Origin of the sequence: Lactobacillus sp. YT155 (genome assembly GCF_030504545.1) — a bacterium.
In the GTDB taxonomy this organism is placed as follows: domain Bacteria; phylum Bacillota; class Bacilli; order Lactobacillales; family Lactobacillaceae; genus BQUT01.
In genome coordinates this window covers 31,658-53,572 of the sequence record NZ_JAUKWP010000003.1, presented here as the reverse complement: position 1 = coordinate 53,572, position 21,915 = coordinate 31,658, and the positions used below count along the sequence as shown (strand labels likewise).

General features: G+C 34.7%; 18 protein-coding genes. All 18 read right to left on the bottom strand.

Annotation, left to right across the window (positions count from 1 at the left end; translation table 11 throughout):
• Positions 1-24 precede the first annotated feature (24 nt).
• Positions 25-426 (bottom strand): hypothetical protein, encoded by a 402-nt coding sequence (locus Q2T76_RS04380; protein WP_302084307.1) that lies wholly within the window; start codon positions 424-426, stop codon positions 25-27.
• Positions 427-438: 12 nt separating this feature from the next.
• Positions 439-891 (bottom strand): hypothetical protein, encoded by a 453-nt coding sequence (locus Q2T76_RS04375; protein ID WP_302084306.1) that lies wholly within the window; start codon positions 889-891, stop codon positions 439-441.
• A gap of 180 nt (positions 892-1,071) precedes the next feature.
• A complete protein-coding gene (locus Q2T76_RS04370) occupies positions 1,072-3,417 on the bottom strand; it encodes a BspA family leucine-rich repeat surface protein (RefSeq protein ID WP_302084305.1) in 2,346 nt (781 codons plus the stop codon).
• Positions 3,418-3,592: 175 nt separating this feature from the next.
• On the bottom strand, positions 3,593-5,701 hold the full coding sequence (locus Q2T76_RS04365; protein WP_302084304.1) for a BspA family leucine-rich repeat surface protein: 2,109 nt from the start codon (positions 5,699-5,701) through the stop codon (positions 3,593-3,595).
• A 200-nt stretch (positions 5,702-5,901) separates the two neighbouring features.
• Positions 5,902-8,088, bottom strand: coding sequence for a BspA family leucine-rich repeat surface protein (locus Q2T76_RS04360; protein ID WP_302084303.1), 2,187 nt, complete (start codon positions 8,086-8,088; stop codon positions 5,902-5,904).
• Positions 8,089-8,273: 185 nt separating this feature from the next.
• Positions 8,274-9,488 carry an enhanced intracellular survival protein Eis gene (locus Q2T76_RS04355; RefSeq protein ID WP_302084302.1) on the bottom strand — a complete coding sequence of 405 codons (1,215 nt, stop codon included), beginning with the start codon at positions 9,486-9,488 and terminating at the stop codon, positions 8,274-8,276.
• Between the two features lie 3 nt (positions 9,489-9,491).
• Positions 9,492-11,870 carry an ATP-dependent RecD-like DNA helicase gene (locus tag Q2T76_RS04350; RefSeq protein ID WP_302084301.1) on the bottom strand — a complete coding sequence of 793 codons (2,379 nt, stop codon included), beginning with the start codon at positions 11,868-11,870 and terminating at the stop codon, positions 9,492-9,494.
• Positions 11,871-11,873: 3 nt separating this feature from the next.
• Positions 11,874-12,521, bottom strand: coding sequence for a lipopolysaccharide assembly protein LapB (locus Q2T76_RS04345; protein WP_302084300.1), 648 nt, complete (start codon positions 12,519-12,521; stop codon positions 11,874-11,876).
• Between the two features lie 11 nt (positions 12,522-12,532).
• Positions 12,533-13,192: a histidine phosphatase family protein gene (locus tag Q2T76_RS04340; RefSeq protein WP_302084299.1), complete on the bottom strand. Its 660-nt coding sequence runs from the start codon at positions 13,190-13,192 to the stop codon at positions 12,533-12,535.
• Positions 13,193-13,280: 88 nt separating this feature from the next.
• On the bottom strand, positions 13,281-14,396 hold the full coding sequence (mnmA, locus tag Q2T76_RS04335) for a tRNA 2-thiouridine(34) synthase MnmA (protein ID WP_302084298.1): 1,116 nt from the start codon (positions 14,394-14,396) through the stop codon (positions 13,281-13,283).
• A gap of 15 nt (positions 14,397-14,411) precedes the next feature.
• On the bottom strand, positions 14,412-14,747 hold the full coding sequence (locus Q2T76_RS04330) for a cysteine desulfurase (RefSeq protein ID WP_302084297.1): 336 nt from the start codon (positions 14,745-14,747) through the stop codon (positions 14,412-14,414).
• 4 nt (positions 14,748-14,751) lie between these two features.
• Complete coding sequence (locus tag Q2T76_RS04325) at positions 14,752-15,894, bottom strand: cysteine desulfurase family protein (protein WP_302084296.1); 1,143 nt, start codon at positions 15,892-15,894, stop codon at positions 14,752-14,754.
• 20 nt (positions 15,895-15,914) lie between these two features.
• A complete protein-coding gene (locus tag Q2T76_RS04320) occupies positions 15,915-16,598 on the bottom strand; it encodes a 5'-methylthioadenosine/adenosylhomocysteine nucleosidase (RefSeq protein WP_302084295.1) in 684 nt (227 codons plus the stop codon).
• 19 nt (positions 16,599-16,617) lie between these two features.
• Positions 16,618-16,830, bottom strand: coding sequence for a hypothetical protein (locus tag Q2T76_RS04315; RefSeq protein ID WP_302084294.1), 213 nt, complete (start codon positions 16,828-16,830; stop codon positions 16,618-16,620).
• Positions 16,823-17,386, bottom strand: a complete 564-nt coding sequence (locus Q2T76_RS04310; protein WP_302084293.1) for an NUDIX hydrolase — start codon at positions 17,384-17,386, stop codon at positions 16,823-16,825. The genes Q2T76_RS04315 and Q2T76_RS04310 overlap by 8 nt, the downstream gene beginning before the upstream one ends.
• Positions 17,370-18,788, bottom strand: a complete 1,419-nt coding sequence (locus Q2T76_RS04305; protein WP_302084292.1) for an MFS transporter — start codon at positions 18,786-18,788, stop codon at positions 17,370-17,372. Before Q2T76_RS04305 ends, Q2T76_RS04310 begins: the two co-directional genes overlap by 17 nt.
• A gap of 55 nt (positions 18,789-18,843) precedes the next feature.
• Positions 18,844-19,044, bottom strand: a complete 201-nt coding sequence (locus Q2T76_RS04300; RefSeq protein WP_302084291.1) for a cold-shock protein — start codon at positions 19,042-19,044, stop codon at positions 18,844-18,846.
• A complete protein-coding gene (gene ileS / locus Q2T76_RS04295; RefSeq protein ID WP_302084290.1) occupies positions 19,045-21,822 on the bottom strand; it encodes an isoleucine--tRNA ligase in 2,778 nt (925 codons plus the stop codon).
• Positions 21,823-21,915: the final 93 nt, after the last annotated feature.

Genomic DNA, 21,915 nt, shown 5'->3' with positions numbered 1-21,915 from the left:
GATGAAATTATCATCGGAGTTTTTTTAGATTTCTTCAAAGTTATAACGATTTTCGTCTTGATTGTATGATAAATCATATTCTTTACCAGCTTCAATTTCAAATGAAATTGGAGTTTTCTTAACTCTAATAGTCTTTTTAACTGGCAATGTTCTTTGATATTCATATTCGACATTAACAGTGTGTTTACCCGGTTCAAAATAATAACCAATATTTACACCTTTGATAAAATCTTTTAACTGTTCGGTGTCACTTGTTACTTTCATACCCGGTTGAGTGTGAACTTTACCAATGTTGGAATTATTCTTCTCAAATTCTTTATCACGTTTCTTTTTACGTTGAGTCCAAACAATTGCATAAATAAAATAAAGTACAATTGCTACCCCTAATACTACATAAAAAATTGGTGATTCAAAAAGCTTACTCATATTACACTACCTCTACTTATTAGTTTTTTTCGTTGTTAGAAGTTCAGTTGGTGCAGCTTCATCCACTCCAATTGCGGCCAATAACTGGGAATATCTTTTCTTCCCTAATGGTGTGCAATCAAATGTTTCTTCAGAATCGGCTGTTTTAACTGTCAATTTACAGTCAGTTCCGATAGTTGAAGTTCCAGTCTTTTTCAATGATTGAAAAGCTACTTCGTCAATCACGAAAGTCTTCGTATTTTTCTTACCCTCAATGAAAGTTACTTTACCTTGATCAACTATGACTTTGAATTTCGTTTCACTGAACAAACTAAAAATTGCTAACAAGAGAATCAATCCGCCACCGATACTTCCATAAAGAACATTCTGAGTGAACAGGTAGATTCCTCCAAAAACAACTACGGCAAAAACTAACATATAAAGAAAGCTTCGTCCTACGACAAAAATACTACTTTTAAATTCCATATTCTATCTGTCTCCTAAAAAGACCTTGTATCAGGTCTTTTAATCAAAATAAGTACATCATCATTTTATATAAACCCTTACGAATAATCAATATAATTTTGTAACTATAATAATTAGCGTATGAGTAACCTGTGAGCGAGAATAAAAAAGTGTTTGCCCTGCAAACACTCTTAAATATTATTATTTAGTTTTGGCTTTTTTGAAAGTTGTCAAACCAATCAGTGAGATTAATGTAATTCCTGCAATTGAAAGCACCACCGAAAGATTTTCGTTAACACCGGTTCGAGGTAATTCTTTAACTATCGTTTTTACAATGGTCTTTTCTTTAATTGGTTTTTGTGGGTCAACTACTGGTGCAACAGGATCTTTGCTGTACTCATAGACAAACGTTTGTGGAGTATCAGTGAAGATTCCTAATAGAGCTAATTGAGTCACTGCCTTATATGTATAACCTTTAATCACTGGAGCTTCTGGTAGCGTGAATATTTCTCCGATATTTCCTGTTAAAACAGTATCTGCAGCAATTTTGTTTCCATTCTCGTCTAAGTATTGGATTGTAACATTAGCAGCGGGAATGATATCTTTGGTATAAATATAAGTTACATTTTGCGGAGTATCAGTGAATGTACCAACTGCTTCTCCTTGAACTTCCTTAAAAGTATATCCGTCAATATCTAATTGTTCAGAAGTATAAGTCTCGCCAACATTACCTGAAAGTACTTTGTCAGCCGCAATTGAATCACCATCTTCATCCAAGTACTTAACTGTCACGTCAGCTGCTGGAACTGGATCTTTTGTATATTCAAAAATAACTGTTTTTACACTTGCACCAAATTTTCCAGATGCTGGCGCACTTCCAAGGGCTAATCCTTTGTATGTATAACCAGTAATTGCAATTGGTGTTTCAGAATATGGTTCGTTCATGACTCCGGATTTTACTTTGTTATCCGCGATTGATACCCCATTTTCATCAACATATTTTATGGTAATATCACGTGCTGCTGCCGGTTGCCATACATAAGTGTCAGCGTCAGTCGCTGGATTATAATTCTTCACCAGCTCAGTTGCGTTCCAGATATTTTTTCCCTTTGGAACTATTGTTGTTCCTGAACCAACATTTTGCCATTTACCTGAAGGAAGTCCGTTAGCGAATGGTACTACTGATGGCATAAATTTATCAAATTTAATTTCTTTTAAACCAATATTGTTACTGAAGAATCTTGATGTAGCACTGGCAGGGCTTGGTGCTGGACTAAAATTAGAAAGGTCCAGTTTTTGAAGTGCCGTCATATTTGCGAACATTGAACCCATGCTTGTAACTTTAGCGGTATTGAACTTGCTGACATCAATGGTTTTCACTTTAGAAACACCATTGAATAATGAACCCATTGCAGTTACTTTAGAAGTATCAAAACTAGATACATCCAAACTCGTTAGCGAACCATCGCCACTAAACATACCTGCTATGTTAGTAACATTGGAAGTATTAAAGTTCGTCAAATTGAGCCCAGTTAATTTGGCCATTAAGCCAAACATAGCTGACATATTAGTAACCTTTGCCGTATTGAATTTGCTCACATCTAACGACGTCAGACTACTTGCCCCATAAAACATTGAATCCATAGCTGTGACATTCGCTGTGTTAAATTTACTTACATCAAGGCTAGTTAAACTTTCAGTCATTCTAAACATTGATCCCATTTCAGTAACGTTTGAGGTATCAAATTTTGATACATCTAAGTTTTCTAAAGCAAACATCCCTGAAAACATGCTATCCATGTTAGTAACTTTAGAAGTATTAAAACTACTTACATTTAGATTGGCTAAGACTAGGTCTTCAAAGAACATGAAATACATATTAGTTACATTAGAAGTATCAAAACTACTAATATTAAGTGACTTTAATAATGGTAATGATTTAAACATCTCTGACATATCGGTAACTTTAGCAGTATTCCATCCACTTAAGTCTAAGGAAGTTATTGATTCTAAGTCCTTAAATGTTCCACTCATTGAAGTAACTTCTGAAGTATCTACTTTATCTAAACCAGTAATTTCTGTTACCTTTGGTAAATAGTAGAACAATCTATCAGCATTTCCGATGAGTTTCAAATTACCTTCAATTTGAACCTTAGTAATAGTTGATGATTCATTAATTGACTTACTAAGTTGTACCGGATTAGTGACTGTTCCGCCTGGAATATGCAATACTCCAGCATCATCGACTCTGAGCGTCAAGCCGCCCCATTCGTAATTGGTATCAACAAATGGTTTAATTTCTGACGACAACTTCGGAGTATCTTTCTTTTCAATTTGTGGCTTGTCGATAATTTCTGAAATATCCGGAGTTTTTATATCTGTATTTTCTTCCTGTGTTTGATCTGGATGTGCGTCAGTGTTCTTCCCAACTTGATCACTCGATGGAACATTGGCTTCCTCCATAGCATAAGTAACATTTGAACCCAGTGGCATTAAAATCAATGCTGTCAAAGATAAATAAGTTAGTTTCTCTAATTTCTTCTTCATAAATCCCTCCCGTAAACGTCAGTATATTCTCTTACTAACCACATTTTATATTATAAAATTCTAACAATCAATATTACTATATAAATATATTTCTATTTAGTTATTCCAATTTTGCTATTGCAATGTAAGCTCCTTTGTTGGATTATGTTTTTTAACCAAAAAACACTCACTAATTTTAGTGAGTGTTAAATTTAAGTAATCTATCTAATTTTTTTTTATTTACAAACCCAAGTACTGAGATAAGACCTAGACCTACAATTGAAAGCACAACCGAAAGGTTTTCGTTAATACCTGTTCTAGGAAGTTCTTTATTCGTTACGGGACTTATCGTAGCTTTAGTTTTAGTAACTAATTTATCGGCACGTTCTTCACTAACTGGTTTTTGTGGATCGACTGGTGCAACGGGATTCTTAGTGTAAACAAAACTTATTGATTGCGGATCTGCAGTGAATGTTCCTATCATCGCAGGTTTAATTACAGAACTAACTGTCGCAAATTTTGCAGTCTTAACTACTGGTGTTTGAATCAATTCTTTATAGGTATAACCGTCAATCACTGGTGGCTCTGGAGTTGTAAAGCTCTCTCCAACAGTACCGCTCAAGACAGTATCGACAGCAATTTTGTCACCTAGTTCATCAACATAACTAATTGTTACTTCACCATTTGCGGCTTTAGGTTGCCATACGTAAGTATCAGCACCACCTGACTTAAAGTCATTGTTTTCTAATTCGTCAGAAGTCCAAACATTTTGACCTTTAGGATTCTCAACTGTACCATTTCCAACATTTTGCCATTTCTGAGTATATGGTTCTGTTGGTCTTGGTGAGCGGGTTGGAACTCCAGAAACTGAAGTTAAGTTGAATTTATTACCTATCTTCAATTCCTTCATGCTTGAGGTACTTCCTACCATGCCTGCTTTTCCAAGTGTTTTTTCAATTTTTGCATCACTGAAACTTGATAAGTCTAATTTTTTTAGGGAAATCATTCCGCTAAAAATATAGCGCATACTTTGAACTTTTTCAGTATTGAAGTTACTTACATTAATTTCTTCAATTTTTGATGTATCAGCGAATAATTGATCCATGTTAGTAACATTGGAGGTATCCCAATTACTTACATCTAGTTTAGTAAGAGAACTATCTTTACCGAAAACTCCTACCATACTTTGAACTTTTCCAGTATTAAAATGATTAACGTCTATTTCTTTTAGGTTTGACATACCATAAAACATATAGTTCATATCAGTAACATTAGAGGTATTCCAACCGGCTAGATTTAAACTTGAAGAACTGTTTTTGTGAAACATATACGTCATATTCGTTACATTTGTCGTATCGAAATTTGATAAATCTAAAGATGAAATGTTATCCATTACCGAAAACATACTTTGCATATTTTTCACTTTTGAAGTGTCAAAATTGGAAACGTCAAGATTTTTAGCTTTAAGACCGACGAACATACTCTTCATGTTTGTCACTTTTGAAGTATCAAAATTAGAAACATCTAAAGTAGTTAAAGCATTACTACTAAACATGCTTTCCATATTTGTAACCTTTGAAGTATCAAAGCTACTTACATTAACTGTGGTCAAATATCTACTTCCCAAAAACATTCCCGACATATCAGTTACTTTTGAAGTGTTAAAATTGCTTGCATCAATATTTATCGCATCACAGTAGGAAAACATTTCTGACATGTCAGTAACATTAGAAGTATCAAAGCTACTTAAATCAAGCGTTAATACTTTTGAGAAATCGAACATTTTTCTCATTGAAGTCACTTCTGAGGTATCAAAATGATTAAGTCCTTCAATTGATTTTATAGAAGGTAATCCTGCAAATAATGAATCAGCACTCCCAATAATTTTAACTGGTCCTAAAAATTTAACTTTTTTAATACTTTCTAAGTTAATTCCTAAATTACCATTTGCACTAGCAAACTTCAAAAGAGGTTTTGGATTAGTAATAGTTCCACCAGAAACATTCAATGTACCATCTTCATCCAATGTAACCTTTAGTCCATTCCATTCCGACTTTATTGGAACTTTCTGGTCTAATGGATTGCTTACTAAAGAAGTAACGCTATCATCTGTATCTTTAGTGATATTGCTTCCATTTTGATTGTTAATTACTTGATCAATATCCGAAACTTCTGATTTAGACTTTTCAAGTTGTTCCGGCTTTTCATTTTCAGTTATGTTAGTATTTTCAATTGCGCTAACAGTTGTTGCGCTTAATGGCAGCAAAATAACTGCCGTCAATAAAGTATATTTAAACTTTTTCATATCCCTCTCCCAATAGAAACAAACCATAACATATATACTTCTATATATATAAACAAAATCATATTATCATTTTTTACGAATGCTAGCAATAGTATTTTATCGCAGGATAATTTTAAGATAATTCCTTTTTTTACATCAAAATCCAAAATAAAAAAACACTTACCTTAACAGCAAGTGTTTCGTACAGTTACTCAATTCATCTAGTTTTTAATTTTTTTGAAAGTCGTTAAACCAATCATTGAAATTAATGTAATTCCGGCAATTGAAAGAACAACTGAAAGATTTTCGTTAACACCTGTTCGAGGAAGTTCTTTAACCACTGTTTTCACAATAGTCTTTTCAACTGGTTTTTGTGGATCAACTGGAGCAACTGGATCCTTGGTGTAAACAAAACTAATTGATTGTGGATCAGCAGTAAATGTTCCTACCATAGCTGGTTTAGCAGCTACTGAACTAAATGCTGCAAACTTAGCAGTTTTAACGATTGGGTTTTGGATTAGTTCTTTGTAAGTATAACCCTTTATTACTGGTGGCTCTGGGGTTGTGAATGTTTCACCGATATTTCCTTTTAGAACTGTATCATCAGCAATCTTTTTACCTGTAGGATCAACATATTTAATTGTTACATCTCCACCAGGAATTACATCTTTGGTATAAACAAATGTAATTGTTTGAGGTGAGTCGGTGAATGATCCAGAAGAAATTCCACCTTGTGCTTCTTTAAACGTATATCCAGAAATTGAAATTGGATCTACAGCAAACATATCTCCGTAGTAACCAGAAACAATTGAGTCTTCAGCAATTTTGTTTCCTTCTTCGTCAACATAGTTGACTGTTACATCACTACCAGCATTCTTTTGCCAGACGTAAGTATCAGCACCACTTATTTTGAAGTTGTTATTAGCTAGTTCAGCTGAGGTATAAACTTGATCACCTTTAGGGTTATCAACTGTACCTGTTCCGACACTTTGCCATTTTCCTGAATAACGATCAGTTACAGGAAGATCAACTAATCCAGAAGAAGATGTCATATTGAAATTATTACCTAATTTCAATTCTTTCAATGCGCTCCCGGTCATCATCATGTTAGTTCTTTTAACAATACTTGCATCACTAAAGCTTGATAAATCAAGTTTTTCTAATGCCGGTATAGCTCTAAATGTGCTATCCATATATTGAACTTTGGCTGTATTGAAGTGACTAACATCAAGTTCCTTCACCCCAGTACCATAAAACAAATAATTCATATTTGTAACATTAGATGTATCCCAATTACTTACATCAATTTTTGTAAGTGCAGCGTCGGTACTAAACATTGCTTGCATAGTCTCAACTTTGCCAGTTTTGAACTTGCTGACATCAAGATTGGCTAATTTTTTATTTCCTTGGAACATCCAAGTCATGTCAGTAACGTTAGATGTATCAAAACCTGAAACATTTAGTGTTGTTATTTTATCTAAACCAGCAAACATACTGCTCATTGAAGTAACTTTGGCAGTATTAAATCCACTTACATCAAGAGTAGTTAGGCCATCTGAATTAGCAAACATATCAGACATATTAGTAACGTTTGCAGTGTTGATTCCTTTAATGTTCAAACTTGTCATTACTTTGTTATAGCTAAACATTTTTGACATATCAGTAACGTTTGATGTATTAAAATTACTTATATCAAGTGTTGCCACTTTAATGGCGCTGTAAAACATCCCACTCATATTAGTAACTTTGGCAGTATTGAACTTACTTACATCAATAGTTGGTAACATTGATTGGGCAAACATACCTGACATATCAGTAACATTGGAAGTGTCAAGATGACTTAAATCAAGAGAGGTAAAATCTGAATTTTGAAACATATTGTGCATTGAAGTAACACCAGATGTATTTAGATTACTCATTCCTTCAATACTTGTTGCACTAAAAAGTGCAAACATTGAGTCTGCATTACCCGTGACCGTGAGTGGGCCACCAATCACAATTTTAGTAATTTTAGACGACTCGACCGTATTTTTTGATATAAATGCGGCAAGAGCAGGAGGATTACTAATTGTTCCACCAGGAATAGTTAATGTACCATCAGCAGCAATTGAGATTGTTATTCCACCCCAATTCATTGTTGTTGGTAGAGCTGCTAGTGGAGTAACTCCGATAGAGGCAGGAATACTTTTTTCTTTATTAGCTTTTTCTGTCCTGTCATTATTTTTTTTCAACGATGGTAATTCATTCTTTGTCTCTGAATCAGAAGCTTTGTCAGTAACCTCTGATTGAACTGGTTCATTCTTATCAGTTGTAGTAGTACTTTCAACAGCACTGACAGCTGTTGCCCCAAAAGGCATCAAGATAATTGATGCTAAAGAAATATATTTATACTTGTTAGTATTTTTCAATATCCTTCTCCTATTCCAAATAAATTATAGTATATATATTTATATATATATAAACACCGTCATATTATCACTAATATCTAATATTTTCAATATAATTATGGTTACATTACTTTCATAAATACATCAAAAATTTCTACACAAAAAAAAGAACTGATAACATCAGTTCTTTTTATTCATAATCTAACTCAGAAATAATCGGAATAGTACGGAGTTTCAATCGGAATTATATTTTCCAATTCTCTGACTGCAGCATGTGTTGCACGTAGACGTTCAATCTTATTTAAATAAGAAGGTCGCTTGTAACTCATCAGCATCGTGGTCAGAGTTTGAATATCACATTCCACTTCGTTTCCAATCGCCTCATCAGTGATTTCTATTTTGTTTCCTTGCCAACTAATTCCAAAAAATCCATTGTTTTCTTCAACTAATGGATCAGTAATTTTGAAATGAAAGTCCTTACCTTTTTCTTCAAACGGATATTGTTTTAGAAACTCTTTCACATCAACAATTCGGGCCATGAAGTACGGCTCAATTGTTTCTTTAATATCACCATCGTCTAATAAGAAAGCTAACGGTTCATCTTTATAGATGTTCCCTTTGACCTTATCAATCATTGAAAAATGGGCACTAATAAAATTCCATAATCCCACTCGTGCTTCTTGTTGTAGATAAATTAATTCTTTAATATGAAAAACTTCATTAGCAATCCAATATAAAACATACCCTTGAGGTTGGTTGTTTTCGTCATAATAAATTGCCGCCATTCGCTCTTCTTCATTTTCCCAGCGCCAATATTCATCCCAATTTAATTGGTTTCGAATCATTGAACCATGGTTTTGCTTAGCGAAACGATCGTAGGTCGCAAAAATATCTGCATCATCAATTTCAGTACGTTCAACTCTACCACTAACTTCTTTAGTCTTAGGAAGTTGAGTATCTTTTAGTTCAAACGTCAGATGATCAGACATAATCTCCCAGCCTTTTTTACGATAAAAAGGAATGCTGTATGGATATAGATAAGAAATAAGCTGTCCGCGCTTTTTCATATGCCGTAAAGCAAGTTTAACCAAGTCGTGCATTAAACCCTGTCCGGCATATTCTGGATAGGTTCCAACTCCAGTCAAACCACCCATTTCAAAAATTTTTCCATGAATATTTACTTTACATGGATACACGGCAAGTTGAGAGACTAATTCATCTTTTTCATTAAACCAACCAATAACATCTGAAGCGGTAATAACTGGCAACTTGGCTCTTTGAATCTCACCATCTTCATAGCCGCTCTCAGATAAATCTTTTTCGGTCACTTGAAAGACGTACCGTAATAAATCATTAAACTGTTCAACATCTTTGGTCTCAACTGATCTTATTTCTAAATTTTCTCGGGCACTTTCGTCCATTTTTTACTCCTGTTTAACAAAATCGTAAGGGCTGATATTTTCCATCCCAATCATTGGATCAACATCGTTACTTAAAATAATATCATTCGTTAATTCATAATTTAAATCTGTCGTATCAACAACAGTTGTTGCTTTTTCAATCTTGAATGTATCACGCATTCGATTAATTAAGGTAGTAGCACGCTTGCTAGAAACATCTTTAATCGCATCGATATATGCTTGCTTGTCACCCATCATAATCAACATTGACTTAGCTCTGGTAATTCCAGTATATAACAAATTCCGCTTCAACATTCTTCTTGATTGGCGTACTAACGGCATAATGACTAATTCAAACTCACTACCTTGAGCTTTATGAATCGAAGTACAATATGCTAACGTAATTTTACTCCAGTCGGAACGTGGATACATAATTTCCTGACCAGAAAAATTCAAATGTAACTCATCATTATTATCTTCACTGTCTTTTGCATAAGTGATTCCTGTAATAACACCAATCTCTCCGTTAAAAATATTATTCTCCGGATTATTAACAAGATGTGCAACTTTATCGCCAATCCGGTAATCAATATTGCCGAATTTTACGGTTTTTTTATTGGGCGTTAATGGATTCAAAATATTTTGAATGATATTGTTGAGATTATCAATTCCCGCATTTCCCTTGTACATTGGTGCTAGAACTTGCACATCATCAATATCAAAATCTCGTTCTTTCACACGATTAATAATTTGTTCCATTGCTTCTGGAACTTGGCGGTCATTACATTCAATGAAACTACGATCAGAAAAGTTCCTAAATAATTCATCATCAATGATTCCTTCATTTACATCATGCGCTAGCTTAGTTATTGAAGAATCACTGTCTTGACGATAAATGAAATCCAGTTTCTTAGTTGGTAATGCTTCACTTTCAATCATATCTGAAAAAACTTGACCTGGTCCAACTGAAGGCAACTGATCCTTATCACCAACTAAAATCAACTGACTGCCTGGATTAATAGCACTGAGTAATTGTTTGAACAAAGAGACATCCACCATCGACATCTCATCAATAATAATTAAGTCAGCGGTTATTTCACTAACGGTAGTTTCATTAATATCATCACTACCATTTAATCCCAGCAATCGATGAATGGTACTAGCTGGAAGTCCAGTTGTGTCAGTCATTTGTTTAGCTGCACGTCCTGTTGGTGCCGCTAAAGCGACTGGAAAATCATTATTCTTATAGTCTGCAATATTCAATGTTTCTTTATGTAATTTAGCAAAAGTTGCCACTATTCCGTTAATAATTGTCGTTTTCCCTGTTCCCGGTCCACCGGTCAAGAGAAATACTGGATTCTTTAGGGCCATTTTGATAGCTTCAATTTGTGAATCATCATAGCTTATCTTAAGCTGTTTAGCCGATTTTTGAACCGCCTGTTCAAGCTCATCTTCATCGAGCTCTTGCTCATAGCTATCAGCTAGTAACTTCAACCCGCTAGCAATACTCCATTCACTATCATATAAATATTTCAAATATAATCGTTGCTCTTCTTTAACGATATAACCATCAGTAACTAATTGCTTCACTTGCGTAGCGATTTTTTCTTCAACATTTTCGGTAAAGCGACTACTCATTAAGAGTTTTTGAGTTTGTTCTTTTAAAACTGTTTCATCAGCATAAGTATTACCTTCAATCGATGACAGTAAGTTCAAAACGTGCAAAATTGCTCCACGAATTCGAAAATCATTATCAACTTCAAATCCCAATTCTTCAGCAATTGAATCGGCTTTTTTGAATCCTATCCCGTTAATATCTTCAACTAGCTTGTAGGGATTATTCATCACAGTTTCCAGAGTTTGTGAGTGATAAGTTTGATAAATCTTGGTAGCAATCGTGTTACCAATTCCTAATTTATTAAGTTCAAGCAATATTTGTTCAACTTCATGATTGGCTTGAACTTGTTCATAAATCATTTCTTTTTTATCATTACTCAACTTCAACTTATCAAGACTAGACTTGTCTCTAAGAATGGTTTCAATCGGGTCATTACCTAGTACTTCAACAATCTTTTCGGCGGTTTTTTTACCAATTCCAGAAAACAAATCACTAGAAAAATAGTTAACAATACTTTTTTTATCAGTTAATTTCTTTTGTGAATATGATTCACTTTTGAATTGTTGACCATATTTAGGATGATTAACTAACTCACCTACAAATTCATAGTCACGTTCTTCTGTGAGATCACCAAAATAGCCGGTTACAACAATTTCAGGTTCATTCCATGAGGTATTAGTCTCATCAACTGCTACCAGAATAATCTTAAAAAAGTTGTCCGGATTTTCAAAAAAGATTGCTTCAACTGTTCCGACTATATAGTTCTGATCTTCACTTATATCCATATTTTATTGATTTCCATTAATCAGTCTTTGTACATCCTCTAACTTTTGAATATTGTCATGGTAGTATTGACTGTTGATTGCTTTTGATTCAGCAAAATATTTTTTTGCATCCGCTTCGTTTAGCACCGTCTTACAGAGTGCCAAGTCAAATGTATTGATTTCATTCTTATTTGTGGCAACTGCTTGTTCATAGTAAGTTTTCGCTTGATTCACATTGCCTAATCGAAGCAAAATATCACCTACTAGCCGAAAATTCTCTTCTTCCTTAACATTCTCACTAGCCGTGATTGCATAAACTAAAGCATGATTGTTGTCTCCCAATTTGTAGAAACATTGGGCTTTCATGAATAGAGCATCATTTGAATCTATTTGTTCAAATATAGCTAGCGCTTTTTCATACTCACCTTGATTGTAGTAAACGTTACCGAGATTATAATCAATCAAGGGCTCATTAGGGAAATAGTTCTTTGATTTTAGTAGTAATTCTTCAGCTTGTTCCATCTCACCACCATAAGTTAAGTAAGTCGAGAGTTGGAGAATTAATTCTAATTGTTGAGGATTCTTTTCTAGTTCTTTAGCTAACAAGATAACAGCTTGTTCTTTTTCATCATTTTCATAAAGTTTTGCTGCATCGTGCGAAATTTCATTCATAAATTCATCACCTAGATTGTGTCTGTTGGATCATTTTTCTTGTGTAGAAATGAAGTGTTATTCCATTCCAACATTGAAAAACTATTACCGAAATCATCTGATTCTAAAATTGTAACGCTAGTATTTGATAACCCACCATCTTTGCGTAAGTCAGCAATTTTAAGCCCTAGCAAGGATTTAATCATTGCCACTAAAGCTGCTCCATGGCTAACAATAAGGAAATTTTCATCGCCGTCAGCTCGTTTAGCAATTCCCTTAATCAAGTTATTGGTGCGAGTAATAACTTCATCAAAAGATTCGCCATTAACAATTTCATGATGATAGTCTTTAGGACTATTACGAAAAGCCAAGATTAATTCTGGAAATCTAGCTTCCATGTCCGAGAATTTCTCACCTTCCATAATTCCTAAATCAAATTCTCGCAGGTCGTCACAAATAACAATGGGAATATCTTGGCCCAAATCTTTAATAAGAGTTTCAGCAGTTGTTTTTGCTCGTTTTAAAGGACTGGTATAAGCCTTATCAAACTTTACATCTGCTAAGAATTCACTTAGGTATTCAATATCCTGATAACTAGCGGGCAATAACTCCGAGTCCCCGTGAGCTCCTTGATATCGTCCTTCTAAGTTCCATTTAGTTTTCCCGTGGCGTATGAAATAAAATTTAGTCACAAAAAATCTCCTAATTTTAGATATAACAACATTATAGAGTAAGTTAGACAATAAAAAAAGAAGCACACTTTTGGGCTTCTTTAATTGATTAAACGTATTGTAATTCTTTCTCGTTACTATAGGCAGCATCGATTGTTGCGCCACCTAAGCACTCGTCACCATTATAGAAAACAACCTCCTGTCCTGGTGTAATTGCTCTTACTGGTTGGTCGAAAATAACTTTTACTTTGTTATCATCAAGCAACTTAACAGTCACGCCAACATCTTTTTGGCGGTATCTGAACTTAGCTGTACATTTGAATTCGTCATCATAATTAAATGGTGTATTGAATGACAAATCAGATGCTACCAATTCCTCGGCATATAATGCTGGGTTCTCATATCCTTGATCAACATACAAAGTGTTGGTTTCCATATCTTTACCAACTACAAACCAAGGATCATTTGACTTACCATTACCACCAATACCAAGTCCTGAACGTTGTCCGATAGTGTAGTACATCAAACCAGCATGCTCACCTTTGATTTCACCAGCTGGTGTCATCATCTTACCCGGTTGAGCTGGCAAAAACTCACTAAGGAACTGCTTGAAGTTTCTCTCACCAATGAAACAAACTCCGGTTGAATCCTTTTTATTAGCAGTTGCAAGTCCAGCTTCATTAGCGATCTCACGAACTTGTGATTTTTGTAAATGTCCAATTGGGAAAATTACTTTTTGTAATTGCTCTTGGCTAACAGTACTCAAGAAATATGTTTGATCCTTGTTATCATCAGCTCCGCGAAGCAAATGAACCACACCGTTCTCATCTTTTTCAATTTGTGCGTAATGACCCATGGCAATATAATCAGCGTCAAGTTTCATTGCATAGTCTAAGAAGGCTGCAAACTTAACTTCTTTATTACACATAACGTCAGGATTTGGTGTCCGGCCCTTTTTGTATTCATCTAAGAAATATGTGAAAACACGATCCCAATATTCTTTCTCAAAGTTAACTGAGTAATATGGAATTCCAATCTGTTCAGCAATCTTAGCTACATCTTCGTAGTCTTCTGTTGCTGTACATACTCCTGAATCACTGGTCTCATCCCAGTTCTTCATAAACACACCAATAACGTCATAGCCAGCCTCTTTAAGTAATAGAGCACTCACTGAAGAGTCAACTCCACCACTCAAACCGACTACGACACGCTGCTTTTTTGTCATAATATATTATTTCCTCTAATTCTTCTCTAAAATTTCTCTGTTTACAAAGTCATCTAAAATATATTGATATAGTTCAACCATTTGTTCACTATCTTTTAATTTTGAAATATCAATATTAGTTAGTCCCGACATATCAGTTACGGACATTCTTAGTTTGTCAAAGTCTTTAGAAATACTAATTTTCAATCTGAAATTAGCATCATATGGTGAATCACCAATTGGGCGATCGAAGACAAAGTTTCCGTTATTAGTTTCGGTAAAACCAACATCTTTCAAAGTATATTTTTTTATTTTATCTGAAATTTTGTAAGATTGTTTATCCCCTGTTACTTGGTCAACTAAATGTGCCATATCTTTACTCCTCTTTATCGGTTAATTCCTGAACAATTGCCATTAATGCTTGATTGAAGGAATCAATTTCGTCTTGTGTAGTCATTTTACCAAAACTAATGCGAATTGATTCATTGATTCGCGCATCGTTATCAAACATTGCCATTAATACATGCGATGGTTCTAAAGATCCAGCAGTACATGCCGATCCTCCAGAAACAGCGATATTAACCATATCCAGTCTAGTAATTAGAATATCACGACTCACGTTTTTTATCCAAAGATTTAGCACATGAGTAGGATCGTCGATTGAACCATTTACTTCAAAATCAATTTGATTATTTTTCAAATATTCTGTAATGCTTTGTTTGAATCCTAAATACTTTTCGCCTAACTGTTTACTATCTTCTAATTTTTCAACCGCTTTGGCAAAACCAACGATTGCGGGAACGTTCTCAGTTCCTGCTCGACGTTTAGTTTCCTGGTCACCACCCTTGATAAAAGATGGTAAATTGATACCCTCACGAATATAAAGGAAACCAATAAACTTTGGTCCATAAATTTTGTGAGCCGATGTAGATAGCAAGTCAACTTGCCATTCATCAACATCAATCTCCAATAGTCCCAAACCTTGAACCGCATCCGTATGAAAGAGTGCCTGATGATCTTTTAACAATTCACCAATTTCTTTGACCGGCATTATGGAACCAATCTCGTTATTCACGATCATAATGCTAACCAAAATCGTGTCATCTCTTAAGGCAGCTTGCACTTGTTCAACGGTAACAACACCAGCTTCATTAGGTTTCAAATACGTTACTTCATAACCAATCGATTCCAAATATGCTAGTGGCTTCATAACTGATTCGTGTTCAATCTGCGTACTAATGATATGTTTACCAAGATTTTTTCTTGATAAAGCAGTGGAAATAATTGCGGTATTATTTGATTCGGTTCCGCCACTGGTAAAGACAATATCTTTTTCATTAGCATTAATTCTTTTTGCAATCAATTGACGGCTTTTCTGTAAAGCTGCCTTGGCTTTGCGACCTGTGAAATCAGGTGTCGATGCATTGCCAAAATTATTCTTCATTTCATCAGTCATCACTTCAATGACCGCTTCATCCATTGGAGTGGTGGCAGCATAATTCAAATAAATATTCTTCATCTTACCACCTTTATCTTCGTTTAATTGTTATCTAAAAAACTTAAAAGAATTTGTACGGAGTTTTTGCCAGCCGTTACCACAAATTCATCAAAATCGACATTAGCATTATCGTCTGCAACATCACTCATTGAGCGAATTACCACAAAAGGAATTGCGAAGTTCTTACAAATCTGTGCAACTGCAGCACCTTCCATTTCACTGGCTAACGCTTCAGGAAAATTAGCGAGAATTGTTTGATTCTTCGATTTGTCACCAATGAATTGATCACCAGTTACAATTAATCCTTCGTGCACAGATAAATTATTTTTCTGTGCGGCAACTACTATTTCGTTAACATAGTGTTCATCAGCTACAAAATAACGTTCTTGATTAGGTAATTGTCCCTTAGTATACCCTTCAACATCGACATCATGATAAGCCAACTTTGTTGAAACAACTACATCACCAATCTTCAATCCTTGACCGATGCCACCGGCTGAACCCGTATTAATAATTACTTCCGGCTGGAATTTTTCCGCCATTATTGAAGTTGTCATCGCTGCTTGAACCTTACCGATTCCTGACAAACCTAAGATAACTTGATGAGTATTATAGATTCCTTGATAAAAAGTAACTCCCGCAATCCGTGTTTCTTTAATATCTGTTAACGACTCTAATAGAAGTCTTTGTTCTTGTTCCATTGGTATAATAATACCGATTTTCATAATGACAACTCCTCAAAAATTACAGAAAGAATAATATCAAATAAACGATAATAATCAAAACAAAAACAACTAGAATTGCTTTATTTAATTTACTCTTTAGTTTATTTTTCTTTTCACGTGCAACAATTCGCCGATTAGTCTCAATTCGTTCAGGATTTTGACTAGCGTATTGGCGCTCTGCTTCTAATCTTTTTTGATCATCAGTTTCAAAATTTGAATTGTTATTATCCATTTTCTCTACCTTTATGTAACTTAATATAATCAATAGCTAACATTGTTTTGGCATCACAGATAACTCCTTGGTCGATCTGTGCTTGAGTTTCTTCAATCGTAAACCATTCAACATTTAAAAATTCATCTTCGTCTAATTTCAATTCATCAAATGCTTTTTCAGGTTCAATAGCATTATATAAATACAAAATTTCGTTTGAGAATCCTGGACTACCATAAAATTGGGAAACTTTTTCAAAATCTTTAGCCACATAACCAGTTTCTTCGCGTAATTCTCGTTTAGCGACTGACTTCAAATCAGTTTCACCAAAATTGATTTTTCCGGCAGGAATTTCCAAGGTCTCTAATTCCATTGGGGCACGCCATTGGCGAACTAAAGCAATCTTGTTATCAGCAAACAAGATGATTCCGACTCCACCGTTATGTTTAATAACTTCCCTAGTTGATGTTTGACCATCTGGAAGTTCAACGGTTTGAACTGACAAGTCTACCACCTGTCCTTTAAAAATTTCTTTTTCACTAAGAATCTTTTCGAAAAATTTACTTTTGTTCTGCATTTGATTTATACCAACGAACTCCTGTCAAAATTAAGGCAACGAAACAAATGATAGCGGCAGATATAAAGACAACGTGCATTCCACTAATGAAAAAATCAGGATGACTAGCTAAGTAAGTTGTGACTTTATATCCAGCCGAATGACTCATTGAACTAAATAATATAGTAGTTGCTAAAGAAATTCCAATAACCATACCCATATTTCGTGCTAAAGCATTCAAACTTCCCGCAATTCCCAAATATTTGAAATCAACTGAACTCATAATAATTGAATTATTGGGTGATTGGAAAACACCATTTCCAAATCCAAATAGACCAATAAAAATCATAATCGTCCATAACGGAGTATCTAAGCCGACTGTTATTAGGAACAATTGACAGATGAAGATTACTGATAGACCAATGATGGTTAATAACATCGAATTAAATCGATCAGATAATCTTCCCGCAAACGGAGCCACAATTACTTGGACTAATGGGAAAATCATTAACATATATCCAGCGTGAGCAGCTGAAAATCCTAAAGCATTTTGAAAATAGAATGGTGAGATAACGTTAAAAAAGAAGTTAGTAACAAAAATAAGAAAACCGACTAATAAACTAATGGTGAAGTTACCATTTTTAAAAATTGAAAAATTAATTAGTGGATTCTTCGTTTTATTTGAACGGAGGACAAAAACAATAAACATAATAACTGCTACAAGAAAGGCAGCAATTATTCTCAAATCACCAAAGCCTATTTCTTGGCCAACAAAGATTGCTCCAAATAGACTAATAATCGCTATAAAATAATAAGCAAATCCCTGAAAATCAATTTTGCTAGGTGTGGTGTTCTCTTTTTTGGGAAGATAAATTCTTCCAAAAATATAAGCTAGGACACCTACTGGTACATTAACTAAAAAGATATATCCCCAAGGAAATACTGCCAAAATCATTCCACCTAATCCTGGTCCGGCAATCGATCCAAGCGCAACAAACGATCCGACCCAGCCTAAAGCTTGACCACGTTCATTAGCAGGAAATACTTCAGTAATAATTCCATTATTGGTACACATCGTCATCGCCGCACCAATTGCTTGAACAACTCGACTGAATAGTAAGAATTCAAACGAGACGCTAATTCCACATAACAGTGAACCGATAATAAATAATAATCCACCTAATTGGAAAATTTTGGTCTTACCAACTGAATCGGCAATTTTTCCAAATAAAATCAAAAAGGCACAGATAACAATTAAATAAATTGAAACCACCCATTCTGCCTTGTTCATCGGCACATGCAAATCTTTACTCATAACTGGAAGAGCAATATTAACAATACTTCCATCCAACACTGACATGAAAGTAAATAAATTAACCGCAATCAATATTTTCCATCGATTCGGATTCAAATCTTTATTCATAATAACGAACACCCTTTTTCAAAAATAAAAGAAGTACCTATTTGTACTTCTCATTTTACAACAAATTTATATTTACAGCTTGTGGTCCTTTTAAGCCAGGCGCCACTTCGAATTCTACTTCACAATTATTGACGATTCTTTTCTCATCACGATTTTTAAATGAAGTGATGAAAGCAAAATAGCGTTCACCTTTTTCATCTTCAATAAAACCGTACCCTTTTTTTGCATCAAAATTGGTAACTTTTCCTGTAAACATTTATTCTAGTCCTTCCGCAACTGCTTGAGGATAATCTTCATGAACTATTTTAGCACAACGTTGGCATAAATTAGGTAATTGAGTATCCTCACCAACATCTGTCTTAGTCATACGACATCTTTGACAAACTTCTCCATCAGCTTTTTCAACCAAAACTTTCACGTTTTGATATTCGTCTGCTTGAGAACTTGCAGCACTCATTTCTTCCAACGAGAATCCGGAAACAATTAATAATTGTCCCAAATCACTATCTAGTCCTTCAAGTAAGGTCTTGGTTTCGTCGTCAGCAAAAATTATGACTTTAGCTTCCATTGATTTACCAATCAACTTGTTATTACGGGCTTCTTCAAGAGATTTTAATACATCATCTCTGATACTCAAGAATGCTTGCCAATCGTTAAGTAGTTGTTCATCATCAGCATTTTCCTCACCTGGCATTTCAGCCAATTGAACAAATTCTTCATCTTCTTTGAGATATTTCCAAATTTGTTCCATCGTGAATGGCAAGATTGGTGTCAACACTTTAGTGATTTTAACCACAGCATCATACATCACAGTTTGCATGCAACGACGTGCATGACTATCAGCACTATCGATATATACAACGTCTTTAGCAAAATCTAGATAGAATGCTGACATTTCATTTGTAATAAAGGACATAACTTCTTTATAGACAGCTGAGAAGTCATTGTTATTGTAATTGTTCAAAACTGAGTTAATCAATTTGTTTAATTTCGAGACCATAAATTGATCTACCGAGCGTAAATCAGCGTATTCAACTCGATTGGTTTTAGGATCAAAATCATCGGTATTTGCTAACATGAAACGCATGGTATTTCTGATTTTACGATAAACTTCTGAAATTTGTTTGAATGAATCTACTCCCACAGGAACGTCAGAACTAGTATCAACTGAAGCCACCCAAAGACGAATAATTTCGGCACCGAATTGTTTTTCGATATCACTAGGCAAAATTGTGTTACCTAATGATTTACTCATCTTGTGACCATTCTTATCTAAAGTAAATCCTTGAGAGAGAATATTTTTATATGGAGCTTGACCATTAGTAGCCACTGAAGTGATTAAACTTGAGTTGAACCATCCACGATATTGATCTGAACCTTCTAGATATAGATCAGCAGGAAAATCTAGTTCTGGACGAGCTTTTAAGACGCCACGATGACTTGAACCAGAATCAAACCAAACATCCATGATATCTGTTTCTTTGGTGAATTCACCATTAGGACTTGATGGATGAGTAAATCCTTCTGGTAATAAGTCCTTAGCTTCTCTTTCAAACCAGACATTTGAGCCAAATTCACCAAACAATTCAGCAACATGGTCAATGGTTTCTTTAGTCATGATTGGGTCACCATTTTCAGCATAGAAAATTGGTAGTGGTACACCCCAAGCGCGTTGTCGAGAAATTACCCAATCACCACGGTCTTTAATCATATTGTAAAGACGAGTTTTACCCCATTCAGGTGAGAAATTAACTTTTTGAATTTCAGCCAAGATTTGTTCTCTAAATGGATCAATTGAGGCAAACCATTGTGGAGTAGCTCTAAAGATAACTGGTTTCTTTGTACGCCAGTCATGAGGATAACTATGAGTAAAGAAGCTTAATTTTAGAAGAGCTCCTTTTTCTTTTAACAATTCGACAACTGGCTTATTGATATCATCGTAGTATTGGCCTTCAAATCCAGGTGCTTCATCAGTCATCACTCCGTGTTCATCAACTGGAGATAGTACTGGTAATTTATATTTCATTCCCGCATTGTAGTCATCGCTACCATGTCCAGGAGCAGTGTGAACTAAACCAGAACCATCATCAAGAGTAACGTGATTACCTAAGATCACTAGTGAATCACGATCATAGAAAGGATGTTGAGCAGTCATCATTTCTAAGTCTTTACCCTTAATAATTTTTAGAGTTTCAACGTTTTTGAATTCAAATGCTTCGGTAATTGCATTTAGTCGTTCTGTGGCAACAACGTATTTCTTGCCATCAGCATTAATTAATGAGTATTCAAATCTTGGATTTACAGCAATTGCCACATTAGCAGGCAAGGTCCAAGGTGTAGTTGTCCAGATAATGAAGGAAGTATCAGTATCTAGAATTCCTTTACCATCTTTTACTTTGAAAGCAACATAAAGTGAAGGTGACTTAATGTCATGATATTCAATTTCAGCTTCAGCTAGAGTTGATTCCGATGATGGTGACCAATAAACTGGTTTTTTACCACGGTAGATATAGCCTTTTTCGACCATTTCACCAAACATTTTCACTTCTTCTTTTTCAAACTCTGGTTGCAAAGTAATATAAGGATTCTCCCAGTCGGCAGAAATTCCCAAGCGTTTGAAATCAGCTCTTTGCTTATCAATTTCACCCATGGCGTAATCGAAACATAATTGACGATATTCAGCCAAGGTCATCTCTTTTCTCTTCACACCTTTTTTGGCTAATTGTTGTTCAATTGGAAGTCCATGAGTATCCCATCCCGGAACAAACGGTGCTCTAAAACCACTCATTGACTTGTATCTGACAATGATATCTTTAGAAATCTTGTTTAGAGCGTGACCCATGTGAATATTTCCGTTAGCAAATGGAGGTCCATCATGTAATGTATATGATGGTTTCCCTTCGTTTAATGCCTGACGTTTGTTATATAGGTCATTATCTTCCCATTCTTGTTCCCAAGTAGCTTCCATGTTAGGTAAGTTCCCACGCATAGGAAATTCTGTTGCACCTAGGTTAAGAGTTTCTTTTGTCTTCATGTACTTCCTCCTATAAAAAAACTCGCCCTAAACGGACGAGTTAATCGCTATACCACCTTAAATAATTGAAACTTTATTAATAACTTATTCAAA